Raw genomic sequence first — 18,253 nt, 5'->3', positions numbered from 1 at the left:
CAAAAAGATGTAACACTGGTAGAATCGATTTGTAACAAGATGTAACAAAAACGTAATAATTGTTCAGGAGGTAAGTATGACATTCAAAAAAAGTTATGTGCCGGGCATCCTGGGGAGCGTGCTCACACTGACTGTCATCATGGCTGCACCCGTAAAAGCAGAGACAAAGGAAGAAACCATTTTAAATAAAACAAACTGGAGCACAATGGCTGCAGCAAACGTAGAAGGATATGCCAACATCCGCAGCGAGGCAAACGCAGATTCCGAGATCGTCGGAGTTCTGATGCCGGGCTATGCGGTTACTGTAACAGAAAAAGGAGACGAGTGGAGCAAGATCTCTTCCAATGGTGTAGAAGGCTACATAAAGAATGAATATCTGGTATTTGGGGAAGAGGCAAAAGCACATTACCGCAATATGTGCGGTATCACCGGAGTTGTTCAGGCGGACAGCCTTCGTGTCCGTGAGGCAGCATCCACAGATTCTGCGCAGATCGGAACACTGACACAGAATGGTGAGGTCAGCGTATTCGGCGAAGAGGCAGACTGGTATCAGATCCAGTACAGCGGAAGCAGCGCATACGTTCATGGAGACTATGTGACACTTTCAGAGGAGTTAAAAGGTGCTGTTTCCATGGAGGAATACCAGGCATCACAGGCCTGTGCGGCAAGCAGCGCAGCAGCAGCCTCCACAGCAGGCAGTGCATCGGTAATTTCCGCAGACAGCAATGATGTGGCAATGCTTGCAGCACTGATCGAGTGCGAGGCAGGCGGCGAGAGCTACACAGGAATGGTGGCAGTCGGAGCGGTTGTAGTAAACCGTGTCAACAGCGGTTCCTTCCCGAACAGTGTTTCCGGCGTTATTTATCAGGGTGGACAGTTTACACCGGTTGCGACCGGAACCTTCCAGAGCGTGCTTTCCCGCGGAGCAAGAAGTGACTGTTATGCAGCTGCACAGGCAGCACTTTCCGGCGAGAGCCCGGTTGGCGGATGCCTGTATTTTAACAGCGGCTACGGCAGCGGAATCCAGATCGGATATCAGCATTTTTATTAAAAACAGGCGTGGAACCTTCGCAAGGGGATAGGCGGAGGGAGCATGCATTTCCATAGATTGTGATCGGTTCAAAGTCATGAAAAATGAGATGGAATCGACGGTATAGAAAAAAGAGTAAGTGAACAAGGGGAGACGTTCACTTACTCTTTTTTTACTCTGAAACAAATACTACCGGATAGTCAAAAAGTGCAGACTATCCTTATGGAGTTTTACAGGAAATGTTGTTGGATTTCCAGTTACGGGACATCGTTATTTTCAAAAATTTTCAACAGCTTGGTTTTCTGGTTATCGGCGCGGAAGTCTGCTAATGTCTGACGTAGTGTTGTATGGCGGACGCGGTAGGTATTGGAGAGAAAACAGAAAAAAGTGATTCCCCAAAATACCGGCCAGAGCAACACACATTTATGGCGACCTGATGCTGTTTCACCTGGTGATTGGTGCAATGTATCTGGCGAAGGAAGAGATGACATATGAAGGAAAAAATGTTTCTGCGGTCAGAAAGCTGCTGAAACAATATGGGTCAGATCCGTTTGTTCGAAAAACTCTGACGATATGGAATTGCCTGCATTACGTAGTTCAAATCAAATCGGTATTCTGGAAACTATTAAGCTTCACCCTCGTATTATTTTTACGTCTTCACGCATATGGTTTTCTGTCAGCAATCCTCGTTTTCATGTCCCGGCTTGGAATTGACAGTCTGTAGACGATTCCTGACAAATCTTTCTTTTTTCTGAATGTTTTTAACTTTGCTTGTTATTTTTTCATCATTATAGTATGATGAATACAACAGCCAATTTTTTCAGAAAGGGGGAAAAACGCATGGGTATTACAGCTTACCTGCCGGTTTACTGGCTGATCGCACTCGTCGTTTTTTTAGTGATTGAAGCAGCAACACTTGGTCTTGCGACGATCTGGTTTGCAGGTGGGGCGCTTGTTGCTTTGATCGCTGCCATGTGCGGAGCAGGGATTGTGATTCAGATCGTACTGTTTCTTGTTGTATCGCTGGTACTTCTGTTTTTTACACGTCCGTTCGCCGTTCGCTTTCTGAATAAGGATACACTGAAGACGAACGTGGACCGTGTGGTTGGCATGGAAGGAGTCGTGACGGAAGAAATCTCCAATCTTGCGGGAACCGGAAAGGTTTCGCTTGGCGGAAATATCTGGACCGCGCGGACAGAAAACGAAGGAGGCACGATTCCCGTGGACACTGTTGTTGCAGTGCTCCGTGTGGAAGGCGTCAAGCTGATTGTAAAGGTCAAAGAAAAAGAAGGAGGAAATGAAACATGAGTGGTGGAGGAGTTGCAGGAATTTTATTGATTGTGCTTCTTGTGATTGTACTGTTTATTGCAGCATCGTGTGTGAAGATCGTGCCGCAGGCCAGTGCTTACGTTGTTGAGAGCCTTGGAAAATACAAAGGCACCTGGGCAACCGGTCTTCATTTTAAAGTTCCGTTTATCGAGCGCGTGGCCATCCGCGTGAATTTAAAAGAGCAGGTGGTGGATTTCCCGCCGCAGCCGGTTATCACAAAAGATAATGTTACGATGCAGATTGATACCGTTGTATTTTTCCAGATTACCGATCCGAAGCTGTTTGCATACGGTGTTGTTAATCCGCTGATGGCAATTGAAAACCTGACGGCAACAACGCTTCGAAACATCATCGGAGATCTGGAGCTCGATGAAACGCTGACATCCCGTGAGATCATCAACACGAAGATGCAGGCTGCGCTTGATATCGCGACCGATCCGTGGGGAATTAAAGTAAACCGTGTCGAGCTGAAAAACATTATGCCTCCGGCAGCCATCCAGGAAGCGATGGAGAAACAGATGAAGGCAGAGCGTGAACGCCGTGAAGCAATCCTGATTGCAGAAGGAGAGAAAAAATCGACCATCCTTGTTGCCGAAGGTAAAAAACAGTCGGCCATCCTCGATGCAGAGGCTGAAAAACAGGCGGCTATTCTTCGCGCAGAGGCAGAAAAAGAGAAACGGATCCGTGAGGCAGAAGGCCAGGCAGAGGCAATCCTCAAAGTACAGCAGGCAAATGCCGATGGTATCCGCGCGATCAAAGAAGCCGGTGCAGACGATGCTGTTCTTACCTTAAAGAGCCTCGAGGCACTCGGTGTTCTGGCAAATGGAAAGGCAACAAAGATTGTTGTTCCGTCCGATCTGCAGGGACTGGCAAGTCTGGCCACCACATTCAAAGGTATTGTGGAGGAACAGAAAGTGCCGGCAGGAAAAGAAGTGCAGAAGTAAAATAGAGATAAATCGATAAGAAAAAGAGAATTCTCCCACAGAAAGCGTGATGCCGGATGTGGGAGATTTTTCATGGACAGCGAACAAAAGTCCGCAGTTACAAGAGCCCCCGGTGACAGCCGTGATAACGGGAAAAATGGAAAGAGAGTGTTTTTAAAGTGCATAAAAATGCATATTATATGAATAATATAAAGAAAATACGCAAAAATATACATTTTCCTCTTGACAGATGAACAGGCCTGTTTCATAATAGAGAATATTCAAGGAAACCAAGGGGCAAAAAACTTTTTGACCCAACATCACAGTATAGGAAATAATAAAATACACCATATGCAGATATAAGGAGGAACAAGCCATGGATTTAAAAGGACGCGATTTTCTGACATTGAAAGATTTTACACCGGAAGAGATTGCCTATCTGCTGGACCTGTCCGCAGAGCTGAAGGAGAAGAAAAAGAAAGGCATTCCGGTGGATACCCTGCGTGGTAAAAACGTTGCACTGATTTTTGAGAAAACCAGCACCAGAACCCGCTGTTCCTTCGAGGTAGCTGCACACGATCTCGGTATGGGAACAACGTATCTGGATCCGATCGGTTCCCAGATCGGCAAAAAAGAGAGCATTAAAGATACAGCCCGCGTTCTTGCCGGTATGTATGAGGGAATCGAGTACCGTGGATTCGGCCAGGAGATCGTAGAAGAGCTGGCAAAATATTCCAAAGTCCCGGTATGGAACGGACTGACGAACGAGTACCACCCGACCCAGATGCTCGCCGATATGCTGACAATCCAGGAAGAGTTCGGCCACTTAAAAGGCATCAAACTCGTTTACATGGGTGACGCCCGCTACAATATGGGAAATTCCCTGATGATTGCATCTGCCAAGATGGGAATGGATTTTGTGGCCTGTGCACCGAAGAAATACTTCCCGAACGCAGAGCTTGTGGCTCAGTGTGAGGAGTATGCAAAGGAGAGCGGTGCAACCATCACCCTCACCGAGGACGTAAAAGAGGGAACAAAAGATGCCGATGTTATCTACACCGATGTCTGGGTATCTATGGGTGAGCCGGACAGCGTATGGGAGGAGAGAATCCACGATCTGACTCCGTACCGTGTCACAAAAGAAGCAATGGCAAATGCAAAAGATACCGCCGTATTCCTGCACTGCCTGCCGTCCTTCCACGATCTGAAAACAAAGATCGGAAAAGAGATCCACGACCGCTACGGCCTGAACGAGATGGAAGTAACCGATGAGGTGTTTGAATCTGCGCAGTCGAGAGTATTCGAAGAAGCAGAGAACCGTATGCATACGATCAAAGCAGTTATGGCAGCGACCCTCGGAGCATAAAGTTTTGGGTGGAAAAACCGGAATAGACTGTGTATAATAGAATAACGAAGAAACACGCACAGCAGCGCTGCGGAAAACTCTTCCGCAGCGCTGCTGTTGATTTTTCGAAATGCATAAAGCGTGCTTCTTATAGTCAGAAAGCAACACAGGGAGTGTGATAATACGATATGCTGGAAAATAAGAGAGCCGAGACGCTGCGTCTTCTGCGGGAATCCGGAAAAAATGTTTCCGGACAGGAGCTGTGTGAACATTTTGGGATTTCCCGCACCGCAGTATGGAAGATGATGAATCAGTTGAAAGAAGAAGGATACGAAATTGAGGCTGTTCAGAATAAGGGATACCGTCTGTTAAATGAGCCGGATCTCGTAACGAAGGATGAGCTGGAAAGCCGCACGCATACGAAATATGTCGGACAGACGGTTTATTACAGCCGCGAGGTGGATTCGACAAACACGTGGGCGAAGCGGTTGGCGGAAGAGGGTGCGCCGAACGGCACACTGACAACGGCCGAGACGCAGACTGCCGGAAAAGGCCGCCGTGGCAGAGTCTGGAAATCGCCGGAGGGAACTTCCGTTTCGATGTCGATTCTGCTGTACCCGGATCTTGAGCCGGCCAAAGCACCGATGCTGACGATTGTAATGGGACTTGCCGTAGTGCAGGGTGTGCAAAGAGCGCTCGGTGTCGATACGAAAATCAAATGGCCGAACGACGCGGTGCTGAATGGGAAAAAGCTCTGTGGGATCCTGACAGAGATGAGTGCACAGATCGATTACATCAATTATGTTGTCATCGGAACCGGAATCAATGTCAATCAGATGGAATTTCCGGAAGAAATCGCGGAGATTGCGACCTCACTGGCGATAGAAATGGGTCATTCCGTCAACCGGGCGAAAGTGGTCGCAGCAGTGCTGGAGGCATTTGAGGAGGACTATGAAAAATTCCTGGAAGCAGGGGATCTCTCCGGGCTGAAGGAAGCATATGAGGCTGTGCTTGCAAACAAAGACCAGCCGGTGCGTGTACTCGATCCGAAGGAACCGTTCGAGGGCGTTGCACTTGGCATCACGCCGACCGGTGAGCTGCGCGTGCAAAAAGAGGACGGAACGATCGTTGAGGTGCATTCCGGCGAGGTTTCGGTGCGAGGCTTATACAGCTACGTATAGAGAGACCGGAAAAGGAAGAGAAAGGAAAAATCATGTATTCAGATAATGAAAAAGTAGTGCTCTGCGGAGCAAGTGCATATGAACAGAAATATTATTTTAACCAGGATTTTGCATCCCTGCCACAGTCTGTGCAGGATGAGCTTCATGTTATGTGTGTTATGTTTACGGTGGAAATCGGCGGTATTTTTACCATGTGGTTTGACAGCGACGGAAGTCTGCAGTTTGAGACAGAGGCCGTAGACGCAGATGCGATGTATGACGAGATCGGCGGCGCGCTTCGGATTAAGCAGTATCAGGAAGAAAAAAAGGAGCTGCTGGAATCCCTGGAGCTGTATTATCGTGTCTTCTTCCTCGGTGAGGAGGTGCCGGAGGAGGCGCTGATGGAAGAGGACGGAGAGAAGCCGAATGGAAAATAAGAAACGTACACTGCAAAAGATGCCGCCGCTGAAAATCGGAAACGTGGAGATGCCAAACCCACTCGTGCTTGCACCGATGGCGGGGGTGACGGATCTGCCGTTTCGTGTTCTGTGCAAGGAGCAGGGCGCGGGCCTGATCTGTATGGAAATGGTGAGCGCGAAGGCAATTTTATATAAGAATAAAAATACCGAGGATCTGATGACGATCGATCCGGGTGAGCATCCGGTGTCCCTGCAGCTTTTCGGCAGTGATCCGGAGATTTTGGGGCAGATTGCCGCTCAGATCGAAGAAAGGCCGTTTGATATTCTGGATTTTAACATGGGCTGTCCGGTGCCAAAGGTTGTCAATAACGGCGAAGGCTCGGCCCTTATGAAGGATCCGCATCTGGTGAGGGAAATCGTGACAAGCATGGTAAAGGCAGTGAAAAAGCCTGTAACCGTAAAGATTCGAAAGGGCTTTAACGAAGAATCGGCGAATGCTGTGGAAATTGCGAAGATCCTCGAGGACTGCGGAGTGGCCGCAATTGCGGTTCATGGAAGAACGAGAGCGCAGTTTTATTCCGGAAAAGCAGACTGGGATATTATCCGCCGGGTAAAAGAGGCAGTATCGATTCCGGTTATCGGAAACGGCGATGTGACAGATGCGGCAAGTGCCGAGGCACTGGTGGAGCAGACCGGCTGTGACGGAATCATGATCGGACGCGGCGCGGAAGGAAATCCGTGGATTTTTAAACAGATTCTTCATTACAGGGAAACCGGAGAAACACTTGCAAAGCCGACGCAGCATGAGGTAAAAGAGATGATGCTTCGCCATGCGCGCATGCAGGTGGAATACAAAGGCGGCGCGATCGGCATCCGCGAGATGCGGAAGCACGTTGCGTGGTACACGGCGGGATTCCCGCACTCGGCGAAACTGCGCGCGGCGATCAATCAGGTGGAGAGCCTGCAGGCGCTGGAACAGATGCTGAATGAGTGGGAACGAGGATAAAAAATAAGTCAAAAAAGTACCTATGATATGCCAATATTGATATATCATGGGTGCTTTTTCTGTGCTATACTGATAAACAGAGGTATTGGGACAAAAAACACTAAAGAGGGAGTGTAGTGTATGACTATCAAGGAACTTTTCGCACCGTCCGATATGACGGTGGGAAAGCCGTGGGAAAAGATTGTAGCTTTTACAATCCCTATGCTGGTCGGCAACATTGCCCAGCAGCTCTACAACACGGTTGACAGTATTGTAATCGGAAAATATGTCGGGGACAACGCGCTTGCGGCAGTTGGAAGCGCCAGCCCGATCTTAAACCTGCTTCTGGTTCTGTTCGTCGGAATTTCCGTCGGCGCCGGCGTCATGGTGTCGCAGTATTTTGGGGCAAAACAAAGAAAAGAGCTTTCGATGACGATCGGAAACTGCGTCACGCTGACAGCAATTTCTTCCATCATTATTATGATTCTGGGAGCCGTCCTCTCAAGGCCGCTGCTGGAAATGCTGAAAACACCGGATTCCATCATCGACTGGTGTACTTCGTATCTGGTGATCCTGATGGTAGGCTGTGCCGGAAGTGCATACTATAACATTCTATGTGGTATCCTTCGCGGACTCGGCGATTCGATTTCGGCGCTGATTTATCTGCTGGTGGCAACGGTCATCAATATTGTATTGGATATTGTATTCGTTTCCCAGTTCCACATGGGCGTTGCCGGAGTTGCATACGCGACCGTGATTGCGCAGGCAATTTCTGCAGTACTCTGCATGTGGCGTCTGATGCGTATGACCGACATTTTTGATTTCAGACCCAAATACCTGAAAATGAAAAAACGGTATTCGATGGAAATTATCCGCCTTGGCCTGCCGTCCGGTATTACCCAGGCGATCTTCTCCATGGCGATGGTTATCGTACAGTCGCTGACCAACAGCTTCGGTGAAATGGTTATCGCCGCGAATGTTATCATCATGCGTGTCGATGGCTTTGCAATGATGCCGAACTTTTCGTTTGGTACCGCGATGACAACGTATGCCGGTCAGAATGTCGGCGCACGCCGTATGGACCGCGTAGAGCAGGGCGCAAAACAGGGAACACTGATTGCTGTCGGAACCTCAACGACCATTACCCTTTTAATTGTTATTTTCGGCCATCATCTGATGGGAATCTTTACGAATACCACAGAGCTCGTAACATTAAGTGCCAATATGATGAAGATCCTTGCGGTCGGCTATATTGCCATGGCAATAACACAGTCGCTTTCCGGCGTCATGCGTGGAGCAGGCGATACGATGACCCCGATGTGGATTTCGATGGTTGTTACCGTTGTAATCCGTGTGCCGCTGGCATACGGTCTGGCCTTTCTGACCAGAACGCCGGAGCTGCCAAACGGACGATATCAGGTACTCTGGATTTCCATGCTGGTAAGCTGGTGCATGGGTGCGCTTCTGACGCTGATTTTCTATAAAAAAGGAAATTGGAAAAAGAAAGCACTGACAGGAAGCTCATCCGAAAAATAAAGGAAAAATAAGAGAAAGATGCAGGAAGGATTTGTGAAAAAGAAAATCTTTCCTGCGTTTCTTTTTTTCTTGACATTCCGTGGGCAATCCTTTATACTACTTTAATTGTTAGGATAGGCGGAGTCTATCCTTATTTCAACCGGGAATACTGAAAATACAGCGCATTTCCGGAGAGTTTACAGAATAAAATCAGATATGACTGGATACAGAAACGATAGAAAGGGTGTATAAAATGGAACAGAAAAAAACGATTCTTACCTATGCCGGCCTGAAAAAACTGGAGGACGAGCTTCATGACCTCAAAGTAAACAAACGTAGAGAAATTGCCGGTAAAATCAAAGAAGCAAGAGAGCAGGGAGACCTTTCCGAGAACGCCGAGTACGATGCAGCAAAAGATGAGCAGCGTGACATCGAGGCAAGAATTGAAGAGATCGAAAAAATCCTGAAAAACGCAGAGGTTGTTGTTGAGGACGAAGTAGATTCCGATAAGATCAATATCGGATGTAAAGTAGACGTACTGGATCTGGAGTATGACGAAGAAATCGAGTTCCAGATCGTTGGTTCCACCGAGGCAAACAGCCTGGAAGGAAAAATTTCCAATGAGTCTCCGGTAGGAAAAGCTCTGATCGGCGCGCACAAGGATGATATTGTCGATGTAGAAACACCGGCCGGAATTATGCAGTACAAAGTACTTTCTATCCAGAGAAATATCTAATAAAATACAAAGAAAAGGGAGTGAAGAGATTGGCACAGCAGACACAGGAACAGGATATTAACCACTTACTGAAGGTTCGCCGCGAGAAACTCGCAGAGCTGCAGCAGAACGGAAGAGACCCGTTCCAGATTACAAAGTTCGATCAGACACATCATTCGCTTGAGGTGAAAGGTCTTTACGAGGCACATGAGACTGAGCTGTTAAAAGACCGCCAGGAGCCGAACGTAGAGGGAATGGATGAGGAGCAGGCGAAAGAAGCTCTTAAAAAGGATTACGAAGAGAGAAGAAATATCATGGACGCAAGCCCGATCCATGTGGCAATTGCAGGACGTATGATGTTTAAGAGAGTCATGGGCAAGGCATCTTTCTGCAATATCCAGGATTTACAGGGAAACATCCAGGTATACGTTGCAAGAGATGCGATCGGAACAGAGTCTTACGCTGATTTTAAAAAATCTGATATCGGTGATATCTTCGGAGTGGAAGGATTTGCTTTCAGAACAAGAACAGGTGAGATTTCTATCCATGCAGAGAAGGTGACACTCCTCTCCAAGAGCTTACAGATCCTCCCGGAGAAGTTCCACGGTCTGACAGATGTAGATACCCGTTACCGTCAGAGATATGTAGACCTGATCATGAACACAGAGTCTAAAGATACCTTTATCAAGCGTTCCAAGATTCTCAGTGCGATCCGCAAGTACTTAAGCGGAGAAGGATTCATGGAAGTTGAGACTCCAATGCTTGTACAGAACGCAGGTGGAGCAGCAGCAAGACCGTTCGAGACACATTTCAATGCCTTGAACGAAGATCTGAAGCTTCGTATTTCCCTGGAGCTGTACCTGAAGAGACTGATCGTCGGAGGACTCGAGAAGGTATATGAGATCGGACGTGTATTCCGTAATGAGGGTCTTGATACAAGACATAACCCGGAGTTCACTCTGATGGAGCTTTACCAGGCATTTACAGATTACCACGGCATGATGGATCTGACAGAGAACCTGTATCGTTTTGTCGCACAGGAAGTGCTCGGAACGACACAGATCGTATACAAAGGAATCCCGATGGATCTCGGTAAGCCGTTCGAGCGTATCACGATGGTTGACGCAGTGAAGAAGTACGCAGGCGTTGACTGGAATGAAGTTGAGACTCTGGAGCAGGCAAGAGAACTTGCAAAAGAGCATAATATTGAGTTTGAAGAGAGACATAAAAAAGGTGATATCCTGAATCTCTTCTTTGAGGAGTTTGTAGAGGAGCATCTGCTTCAGCCGACGTTCGTTATGGACCACCCGGTTGAGATCTCGCCGCTGACGAAGAAAAAGCCAGAAAATCCAGAATATGTAGAGCGTTTCGAGTTCTTCATGAATGGATGGGAAATGGCAAATGCTTACTCTGAGCTGAACGACCCGATCGACCAGAGAGAACGTTTTAAAGCCCAGGAAGAACTGCTTGCCCAGGGCGATGATGAAGCCAATACAACAGATGAAGACTTCATGAACGCACTGGAGATCGGTATGCCGCCGACCGGTGGTATTGGATTCGGCATTGACCGTATGTGTATGCTTCTGACAGGAGCTGAGGCAATCAGAGACGTGCTGCTCTTCCCGACAATGAAGTCCCTGAATGATGTAAACAAGGGCAATGATGTAAAAAATCAGCCTGTCGAGGAAATGAAAGCAGAGCCTGAAAAGATTGATTTCTCTAAGGTAAAGATTGAGCCTTTATTTGAGGAAGCAGTTGATTTTGACACATTCTCAAAGTCAGATTTCAGAGCCGTTAAGGTAAAAGAATGTGTAGCAGTACCGAAGTCAAAGAAGCTGTTGCAGTTTACCCTTGATGACGGAACAGACACAGACCGCACCATTTTAAGCGGTATTCACGCATATTACGAGCCGGAAGAGCTTGTAGGTAAGACACTTATCGCTATCACAAATCTTCCTCCTCGTGCTATGATGGGTATTGACTCTTGCGGTATGCTCCTCTCCGCTATTCACGAAGAAGAAGGCGAAGAAAAGCTCCATCTGCTTATGGTTGATGACCACATCCCGGCAGGCGCAAAGCTGTATTAAACTGATGTAACGATGTACCGTTTAACCAAATAGACGGGACGTACTTCATTTGATAAAAAACTAAAAAAACAGCGATTTACATCAAACTTACATCAATTGATGCAGAAATCGGTGCAAGCAAGAGAAAATCGCATAATTAGTGCAATGAGTGGGCAATTCCAATCGGAGTTGCCCATTTTCTAAAATGAATGGAAATGCAAATCGGTATTTAATGCTTAACGAGGAGGAATAAACATGGCGAAGAAAGAAGAAAGATTTGAAGTTATATTTAGAGATGGAAGTTCGCTTAAAGATGAAGGGATTCGACAAATTCTTGTAGATAAGGAGACTGGAGTTAATTATCTTTGTTGGAAATCTGGATACGGGGCTGGTATTACACCTCTTCTGGATTCTGAAGGAAAAGTCATAGTTACTAAGTAAAATTAAAGTTTGTAGAATTAAGAAAATCGGAATTTATTAAGGAGGATATGGATGAAACTGTTTTTATGTTCGCACTTTTCAAGTGTAGGAAGTTTGATAAAAGAAGAAATTGATAACAAGAAAGTCGCATTTATTCCCACAGCTTCGCTGCGTGAAGGCTATACCGGTTATGTCGGCTCGGCTCGAAAGCTATTCAATAAACTGGGAGCAACCGTAACGGAAATTGATATTTCAACGGAGGCTTATTTAACGATACAGTCCGTTTTTGAAGATGCGGATGTGATCTATTTTACTGGTGGAAATTCTTTCTTCCTTATGGATCAGCTCCGTAAAACGAGAACGGATGAGCTATTGAAGAAGGAATTGGCAAAGGGAAAACTGATGATTGGTGAATCGGCGGGTGCGATTATATGCGCTCCAACTATCCAATATATTGAACAAATGGATGAAAAGCCGGAGGACTACTCACAAGAAGATGATGCAGGGCTTGATTTGATTGATTTCTATGTTCTTCCGCATTATCTTACAGCACCATTTAAGAAAGTTACTGAGAAAATAATGACTGAATTTTCGGATTTGAATCTATGCCCAATTAACAACCGTCAGGGAATTGTAATCGATGGTGAAGGTTCAAAGGTTATTTGCAAAGACTAATTTGAAAATTCCAGTTTTTGAAACTGAGAAATCGGAATTTGGGGAGGTAAAGAGAATGATTACAAAGCATGTTGTTGTGCTACCTTATGATGAACACTGGACACGGGATTTTTGTGAAATCAAGAGTGAAATCCAGGAAGCTCTTGATCAACTGGCTCTTGTGATAGAACATGTTGGCAGCACTTCAGTGCATGGTTTATCAGCGAAACCGATTATTGATATTGATGTCGTCATTAAAGATTACTCCATGCTTGACGCTGTAATCTCTGCCTTAGAAAGAATCGACTATCACCATGAAGGAAACCTTGGTATTGCCGGACGGGAAGCATTTAAATATGAAGGCAAAACCCATTTGCGGAAGCATCATCTATATGTATGCCCGCGAGATTCTGAGGAACTGAAAAGGCATATTGCTTTCCGTGAATATTTGCGTTCTCATCCGGAAGCTGTGCGTGAATACAGTAGAATTAAAGAAGAAGGCGCTGCACTCTATCCATTTGATATTGAGAAGTATATCGAGCATAAGTCACCGTTTGTCGAAAAAATCTACTCAGAAATAGGGATATGACAAATTCCCGTTTATTGGGAAGTCGTAGAGAACGAAAAATCGGAATTTGTGGAGGATAATATGAAAGTAGATGTCATTAAGAAATATTTTCAGTCTTGGTTAGATAACGATGTTGAGATTGTAAAACAGACTTTTTCTGAAAATGCTTTGTATAGTGAATGCTATGGACCTGAATATCATGGCTTACCACAAATTGTAACATGGTTTGAAAATTGGAATAATAAGGGACAAGTATTGGAATGGACAATCAAACGAATATTCGAGCAAAACCAAACGTTAATTGTTGAATGGTACTTCAGATGTAATTATGATGGTAAGATAGATGGCTTTGATGGTGTTACAATAGCAGATTTTGATAAGGATATGAAAATATTAAAATTATGTGAATTTCAGTCGAAGGCAGAACACTACTATCCATATGAATCATGATCTAAATTCAAGTTTGTAGGGCAGATAAGCTGTTTATTTGAGTAGAAAAAAGAATTACAATTAATAACGCCGGTGCGGGATTTTGATATCCAGTACCGGCGTTATTGATTCTACAGGGGCTTGGGGGTGTAGCCACCAAATATACTATTCGTTTTCTGCTTCGGCAAGTTTGTTAAGGATCCACTCCCGATTGATAACAATGTCCTCATCATCGCGGAGATCCTTGAAATCATTGCAGTGTGAAGAAGCAAATTCATACATATTGTCAATGTCAACTGCACCAGTGATCTTACCCTTATTAATGATGGTTTATTCCATACGAGAATAAAAATAGAGTAGACGAATTATTTAGCAATCTTCATCAAATCTTTATTTTTTTCTGTTAGGTTATATTTCAGTAAGAAATGAAATATGGAAGGAAGGATAGTAAAGATGGAAATGATGTTGCAGACACAAAATTTGTGTAAATATTTTAGAAAGCAGAAAGCGGTAAATAATGTTTCACTTAATATAGAAAAGAAACAGATTTATGGACTACTTGGACCGAATGGTGCGGGAAAATCTACCACATTGAAAATGTTGACTGGTATGATGAAACCCACTGCAGGAAAGATTTACTTTGATGGAAAACTTTGGGATAGGAAAGATTTATCAAAAATAGGAGCGTTAATTGAGAATCCGCCTATTTATGAAAATCTTTCCGCCAGAGAGAATTTGAAGGTAAGACAATTATTGCTTGGTACAGATGAAAACAGAATTGATGAGGTCTTGCAGATTGTATCACTTACAAACACCGGAAAGAAGAAAGCAGGACAGTTTTCTTTGGGAATGAAGCAAAGACTAGGCATTGCAATGGCATTGCTTGGAGAACCGGAACTTTTGATATTGGATGAACCTACGAATGGATTAGATCCAATAGGAATCGAGGAATTACGAGAGCTGATCCGGTCTTTTCCGGAACAGGGAATCACTGTAATTCTCTCCAGTCATATTCTCTCAGAGGTACAGTTACTTGCAGATAAAGTCGGGATTATTTCAGGTGGAATCTTAGGATACGAAGGAGCATTAAAGCAGGGAGATAATCTTGAAGATTTGTTTATGAATGTGGTAAGAAAAAACCAGAAAGCAGGTGAAATCCATGGTTAATATTATAAAAGCAGAACATCAAAAAGCCAAAAGAACCATGCGAAAAAAGTTTATCTGGGGATTTCCTCTTCTTACATTTGTCATGGCATTTATATTTACTCTTGGGATGACAAATGCTTATGCAGAAAGTGTTTGGAACTGGTGGTATACACTTTTGCTGCCGGGGATGATTGCTCTATTTTGTTATCTTTCTGTGGCGCAGGAGAAAAAGATAAAATACTATCATTTAATGACTATTCCCACAGATAGAAGAAAATTGTTGCTGGGGAAAATTATTTATATTGGGTACATGATTTTGTTTTCTAATGTGATTGTGTTTGCAGGAGCAACGCTTGGAGGCTTTCTTCTAACGACACATGTTCCAGTTGGAGGAGCGTTGATTGCAGTATTGTTTCTGACGGTTTCTGAGTTATGGGAGATTCCGGTAGCTTTATTTTTAAGTGAACGATTTGGAATGATTGTAAACCTGTTCGTCTGCCTGTTTATTACCGTCGGCGGTGTGGTAATATCACAAACCAGAATCTGGTATGTACTTGTTTCTGCAATCCCTATGCGAATGATGTGCCCGTTGCTTCATGTTTTACCAAATGGACTTGCCGCAGAAGCAGGGAATCCTCTTTTGGATACGGGAGTCATTGTTCCGGGAATGTGTCTCTCAATCATCTGGTTTGTTTTTGTAACGGTTCTGTTTTTGAAATGGTTTGAGAGAAGAGAGGTGAAATAAGATGATTGGAAGATCTCTTAATGCAGACTTGCGAAAGATGAAAGGAACATCTGTGATTCTGGCACACTTACTGATTCCGATTATAACCAGCGTTATATTTTTAATATATTACTTTTTTTCACCATGGAATGAAAATATGAAAGTGATTGCATTTTATCAGGCAATAGGAGCAGGACTTCCGGTACTTATTGGAATTTTTACAGCAAGTGTGATGGAACAAGAACAAAATGCAGGTAATTTTCAAAACCTGTTGTCTTTACCGGATAAACCTGCAGCATTTTTATCGAAACTGTTGATGCTACTGGTTTTGTGTCTGTGCTCTATCCTATTGACAGCAATCATATTCGGAATTGGATTTGGAAGAATCGCATCAAGCGATATCGAAATCATGAAAGGATGTATATTTGCAGCATTGCTGCTGTGGGGAAGCAGTGTTCCACTTTATCTGTGGCAGCTGATTCTGGCTTTTCAGTTTGGAAAAGGGGTATCCATTGGAGCAGGGATTATATCAGGACTAATTAGTGCATTGATGCTTACCGGACTTGGAGATTATGTGTGGAAATATGTATTTGTCTGCTGGACGGGTAGAGTACCATATACTTATCTGCAATCTGTATTGGGAGAAACTAGTGTAGGTGAATGGTTGTCATTCATACCAGGTTGCTTAATATTTACAGGGATTAGTATGGTATACTATTTTTGGTGGGTAAACCACTGGGAAGGAAACAGAATATCGGAATAGAATCGAGGGAAACTATGGCAAAAATACTGGCAGTTGATGATGAACCGGCAATTCTGGAAATGATAGAAAGCATTTTGAATAAGGATGGACATCTGGTTACCAAAGTAAGTAATCCACTAAAAATTAATATGGAAGAATTACATCGTTATGACCTGATTTTACTGGACATTATGATGCCTGGAATTGATGGCTTCGAATTATGCAAAAGAATTAGGATACTTGTGGATTGTCCGATTTTGTTTCTTACGGCAAAAACGGAGGAAAACAGTCTGGTAAACGGACTCTCTTTAGGAGCAGATGATTATATTTCAAAGCCATTTGGAGTGATGGAACTTCGGGCAAGGATCAATGCACATCTTAGAAGAGAGCACAGGGAACATTCTGTCCGGATGGTTTTAGGGAGAGTCTGCATTCAGATGTCTCAAAAGAAACTGTTGATGGATGATAAAGAACTTCCGTTTACGAAAGCAGAGTACGAAATCTGTGAATTTCTGGCTAAAAACAGAGGACAGGTTTTCTCGAAGGAACAGATATTGGAAGCGGTCTTTGGCTTTGACAATGAGAGTAATGACAGTACTATAATCACGCATATCAAAAATATAAGAGCAAAATTTGCGGATTATGATTATATGCCGATAAAAACAGTCTGGGGGATTGGATATAAATGGGAAGAGTAAAGAGAAGCAATGCACTCAGCAGGATTTTTATGAGATATGTACTGGTCATGCTTGGATCATTAGTTGGTTTGGTGATTGTTGCTTATCTGCTGCTGTGCCTTTTGATTAGTGTGGGCTGTATTTATCCGGCAAATTATGCAGAGCAAAAGATTAATGAAGCATATGATACGATTCTACGTGCAGATAAAGTGACTGCTGAGATGATTCCCGCACTTTGTGATTATGTAATCTTTTCAGAGAATGGAGAGAAAATAGGTGGAGATCTGTCAGAACAATACGAACAGATAGCATGGAATGTTGCAAAGTACGGAAACGCATCCGGGAAATATTTTTATAAAGTAATTGTAAGGGAAAATGAATATGTTGTATTGCAATATCGCCTGACACCTCAATATCATTCAGCTTTTTTGAGGGAGCATTTTATAGGACCACAGAATGTGATGAGTATTATGTCAGTGATTGGAGCGGTAGCGATTATCATCATTCCGTCCATACGTTTTGGAAAAAGAATCAAAAAGCAGATGCAGCCTGTATTAGACGCAATCAGACAAATAAAGGATCAAAATCTGGAATATGAGACATCCTGTTCCGGTATCAAAGAGTTTGATGACTGTTTATCGGCAATCGATGATATGCGAGATGCATTGCGAGAATCTTTAGAAAAGCAGTGGAAAACAGAGCAGGAAAAGAAACAACAGATGTCTGCTTTGGCGCATGATATTAAAACACCTCTTACGATTGTACGGGGAAATGCAGAACTACTTTCAGAGACTGAACTGACCACAGAACAGAAGAATAATATCACTTATGTTTTGAACGGCACAACACAGATACAAAGTTATGTAAAACAGTTGATAGATGTCACAAAATCATGGAATTGCAGTGATGTTACCTATACAACGGTGAGGTTAGAAGATTTTTTCGCAGATATAAAGGAACAGGCATTCGGACTGGTAGAAATCTATCACCAGAAAATAGATTGGAAGGCGGGACAAAGTGATAAAAAGGTAACGATTGCTTATGATCCAATGTTCCGAGCCGTAATGAATGTGATTCAGAATGCAGTGGAGCATACAAAAGAAAATGGAATCATTTATATTGACGCAAAGGAGCAGGATGGCCGGCTGACATTCATTGTGGAGGATAGCGGATCAGGATTTACAAAAGAAGCATTATTGCATGGCACAGAGCAGTTTTTTATGGATGACACAAGTAGAAATGGCGAAGCCCATTATGGGATGGGACTATTTTTTGCAAAAACTGTGGCTGAAAAATATGGTGGAGGTATTAAACTTTCAAATTCTGAAAATACAGGTGGGGCGCGGGTAGAAATATTTTTCCTGAGTAGTCAAGAAACAAGCTAAATGAAAAGTCTAATCCCCCAG

19 protein-coding genes are annotated in these 18,253 nt (G+C 44.1%); all 19 read left to right on the top strand.

The annotated features are described in order from the left end of the window. Positions 1-76: 76 nt before the first annotated feature. The 19 genes from DXB83_RS07605 (at position 77) to DXB83_RS07505 (ending at position 18,232) form a co-directional block, all read left to right on the top strand. On the top strand, positions 77-1,051 hold the full coding sequence (locus DXB83_RS07605) for a cell wall hydrolase (protein ID WP_118697405.1): 975 nt from the start codon (positions 77-79) through the stop codon (positions 1,049-1,051). A gap of 819 nt (positions 1,052-1,870) precedes the next feature. After that, a complete protein-coding gene (locus tag DXB83_RS07595) occupies positions 1,871-2,338 on the top strand; it encodes an NfeD family protein (protein ID WP_117805259.1) in 468 nt (155 codons plus the stop codon). Then, complete coding sequence (locus tag DXB83_RS07590; protein WP_117761275.1) at positions 2,335-3,303, top strand: SPFH domain-containing protein; 969 nt, start codon at positions 2,335-2,337, stop codon at positions 3,301-3,303. Before DXB83_RS07595 ends, DXB83_RS07590 begins: the two co-directional genes overlap by 4 nt. A gap of 355 nt (positions 3,304-3,658) precedes the next feature. Beyond that, a complete protein-coding gene (argF, locus tag DXB83_RS07585; RefSeq protein ID WP_118697403.1) occupies positions 3,659-4,648 on the top strand; it encodes an ornithine carbamoyltransferase in 990 nt (329 codons plus the stop codon). Between the two features lie 167 nt (positions 4,649-4,815). Next, the gene (locus DXB83_RS07580; protein ID WP_118697402.1) at positions 4,816-5,808 is read left to right on the top strand and encodes a biotin--[acetyl-CoA-carboxylase] ligase; all 993 of its coding nucleotides are present in this window, start codon (positions 4,816-4,818) and stop codon (positions 5,806-5,808) included. Between the two features lie 32 nt (positions 5,809-5,840). Next, positions 5,841-6,224: a DUF6145 family protein gene (locus tag DXB83_RS07575; RefSeq protein WP_117510128.1), complete on the top strand. Its 384-nt coding sequence runs from the start codon at positions 5,841-5,843 to the stop codon at positions 6,222-6,224. Beyond that, positions 6,214-7,212: a tRNA dihydrouridine synthase DusB gene (gene dusB, locus DXB83_RS07570; RefSeq protein WP_243108871.1), complete on the top strand. Its 999-nt coding sequence runs from the start codon at positions 6,214-6,216 to the stop codon at positions 7,210-7,212. Before DXB83_RS07575 ends, dusB begins: the two co-directional genes overlap by 11 nt. A gap of 120 nt (positions 7,213-7,332) precedes the next feature. Continuing rightward, on the top strand, positions 7,333-8,727 hold the full coding sequence (locus tag DXB83_RS07565; RefSeq protein WP_118697401.1) for an MATE family efflux transporter: 1,395 nt from the start codon (positions 7,333-7,335) through the stop codon (positions 8,725-8,727). A 232-nt stretch (positions 8,728-8,959) separates the two neighbouring features. Further along, positions 8,960-9,442, top strand: coding sequence for a transcription elongation factor GreA (greA, locus tag DXB83_RS07560; RefSeq protein ID WP_022461080.1), 483 nt, complete (start codon positions 8,960-8,962; stop codon positions 9,440-9,442). A 29-nt stretch (positions 9,443-9,471) separates the two neighbouring features. Continuing rightward, positions 9,472-11,508, top strand: coding sequence for a lysine--tRNA ligase (gene lysS, locus DXB83_RS07555; RefSeq protein WP_118697400.1), 2,037 nt, complete (start codon positions 9,472-9,474; stop codon positions 11,506-11,508). Between the two features lie 234 nt (positions 11,509-11,742). Further along, complete coding sequence (locus DXB83_RS07545) at positions 11,743-11,928, top strand: DUF6440 family protein (RefSeq protein WP_055267402.1); 186 nt, start codon at positions 11,743-11,745, stop codon at positions 11,926-11,928. A gap of 51 nt (positions 11,929-11,979) precedes the next feature. Then, complete coding sequence (locus DXB83_RS07540; RefSeq protein ID WP_055267400.1) at positions 11,980-12,582, top strand: Type 1 glutamine amidotransferase-like domain-containing protein; 603 nt, start codon at positions 11,980-11,982, stop codon at positions 12,580-12,582. A 55-nt stretch (positions 12,583-12,637) separates the two neighbouring features. Continuing rightward, a complete protein-coding gene (locus tag DXB83_RS07535; RefSeq protein WP_117510125.1) occupies positions 12,638-13,150 on the top strand; it encodes a GrpB family protein in 513 nt (170 codons plus the stop codon). A 60-nt stretch (positions 13,151-13,210) separates the two neighbouring features. Continuing rightward, positions 13,211-13,579 (top strand): nuclear transport factor 2 family protein, encoded by a 369-nt coding sequence (locus DXB83_RS07530; protein WP_118697399.1) that lies wholly within the window; start codon positions 13,211-13,213, stop codon positions 13,577-13,579. A gap of 432 nt (positions 13,580-14,011) precedes the next feature. Continuing rightward, complete coding sequence (locus tag DXB83_RS07525; RefSeq protein WP_055225704.1) at positions 14,012-14,725, top strand: lantibiotic protection ABC transporter ATP-binding protein; 714 nt, start codon at positions 14,012-14,014, stop codon at positions 14,723-14,725. Then, positions 14,718-15,449 (top strand): lantibiotic immunity ABC transporter MutE/EpiE family permease subunit, encoded by a 732-nt coding sequence (locus tag DXB83_RS07520; RefSeq protein ID WP_118697398.1) that lies wholly within the window; start codon positions 14,718-14,720, stop codon positions 15,447-15,449. The genes DXB83_RS07525 and DXB83_RS07520 overlap by 8 nt, the downstream gene beginning before the upstream one ends. Position 15,450: 1 nt before the next feature. Continuing rightward, positions 15,451-16,191, top strand: a complete 741-nt coding sequence (locus DXB83_RS07515) for a lantibiotic immunity ABC transporter MutG family permease subunit (RefSeq protein WP_055040007.1) — start codon at positions 15,451-15,453, stop codon at positions 16,189-16,191. Between the two features lie 14 nt (positions 16,192-16,205). Next, the gene (locus tag DXB83_RS07510) at positions 16,206-16,868 is read left to right on the top strand and encodes a response regulator transcription factor (RefSeq protein WP_055195474.1); all 663 of its coding nucleotides are present in this window, start codon (positions 16,206-16,208) and stop codon (positions 16,866-16,868) included. Then, positions 16,856-18,232, top strand: a complete 1,377-nt coding sequence (locus DXB83_RS07505; RefSeq protein ID WP_118697397.1) for a sensor histidine kinase — start codon at positions 16,856-16,858, stop codon at positions 18,230-18,232. The genes DXB83_RS07510 and DXB83_RS07505 overlap by 13 nt, the downstream gene beginning before the upstream one ends. Positions 18,233-18,253 lie beyond the last annotated feature (21 nt).

It is taken from the genome of Blautia sp. OM06-15AC, assembly GCF_003481425.1.
Lineage (GTDB): Bacteria > Bacillota > Clostridia > Lachnospirales > Lachnospiraceae > Fusicatenibacter > Fusicatenibacter saccharivorans.
Note: the sequence above shows the minus strand (reverse complement) of the source record. Positions and strands in the feature narration are given on the sequence as shown.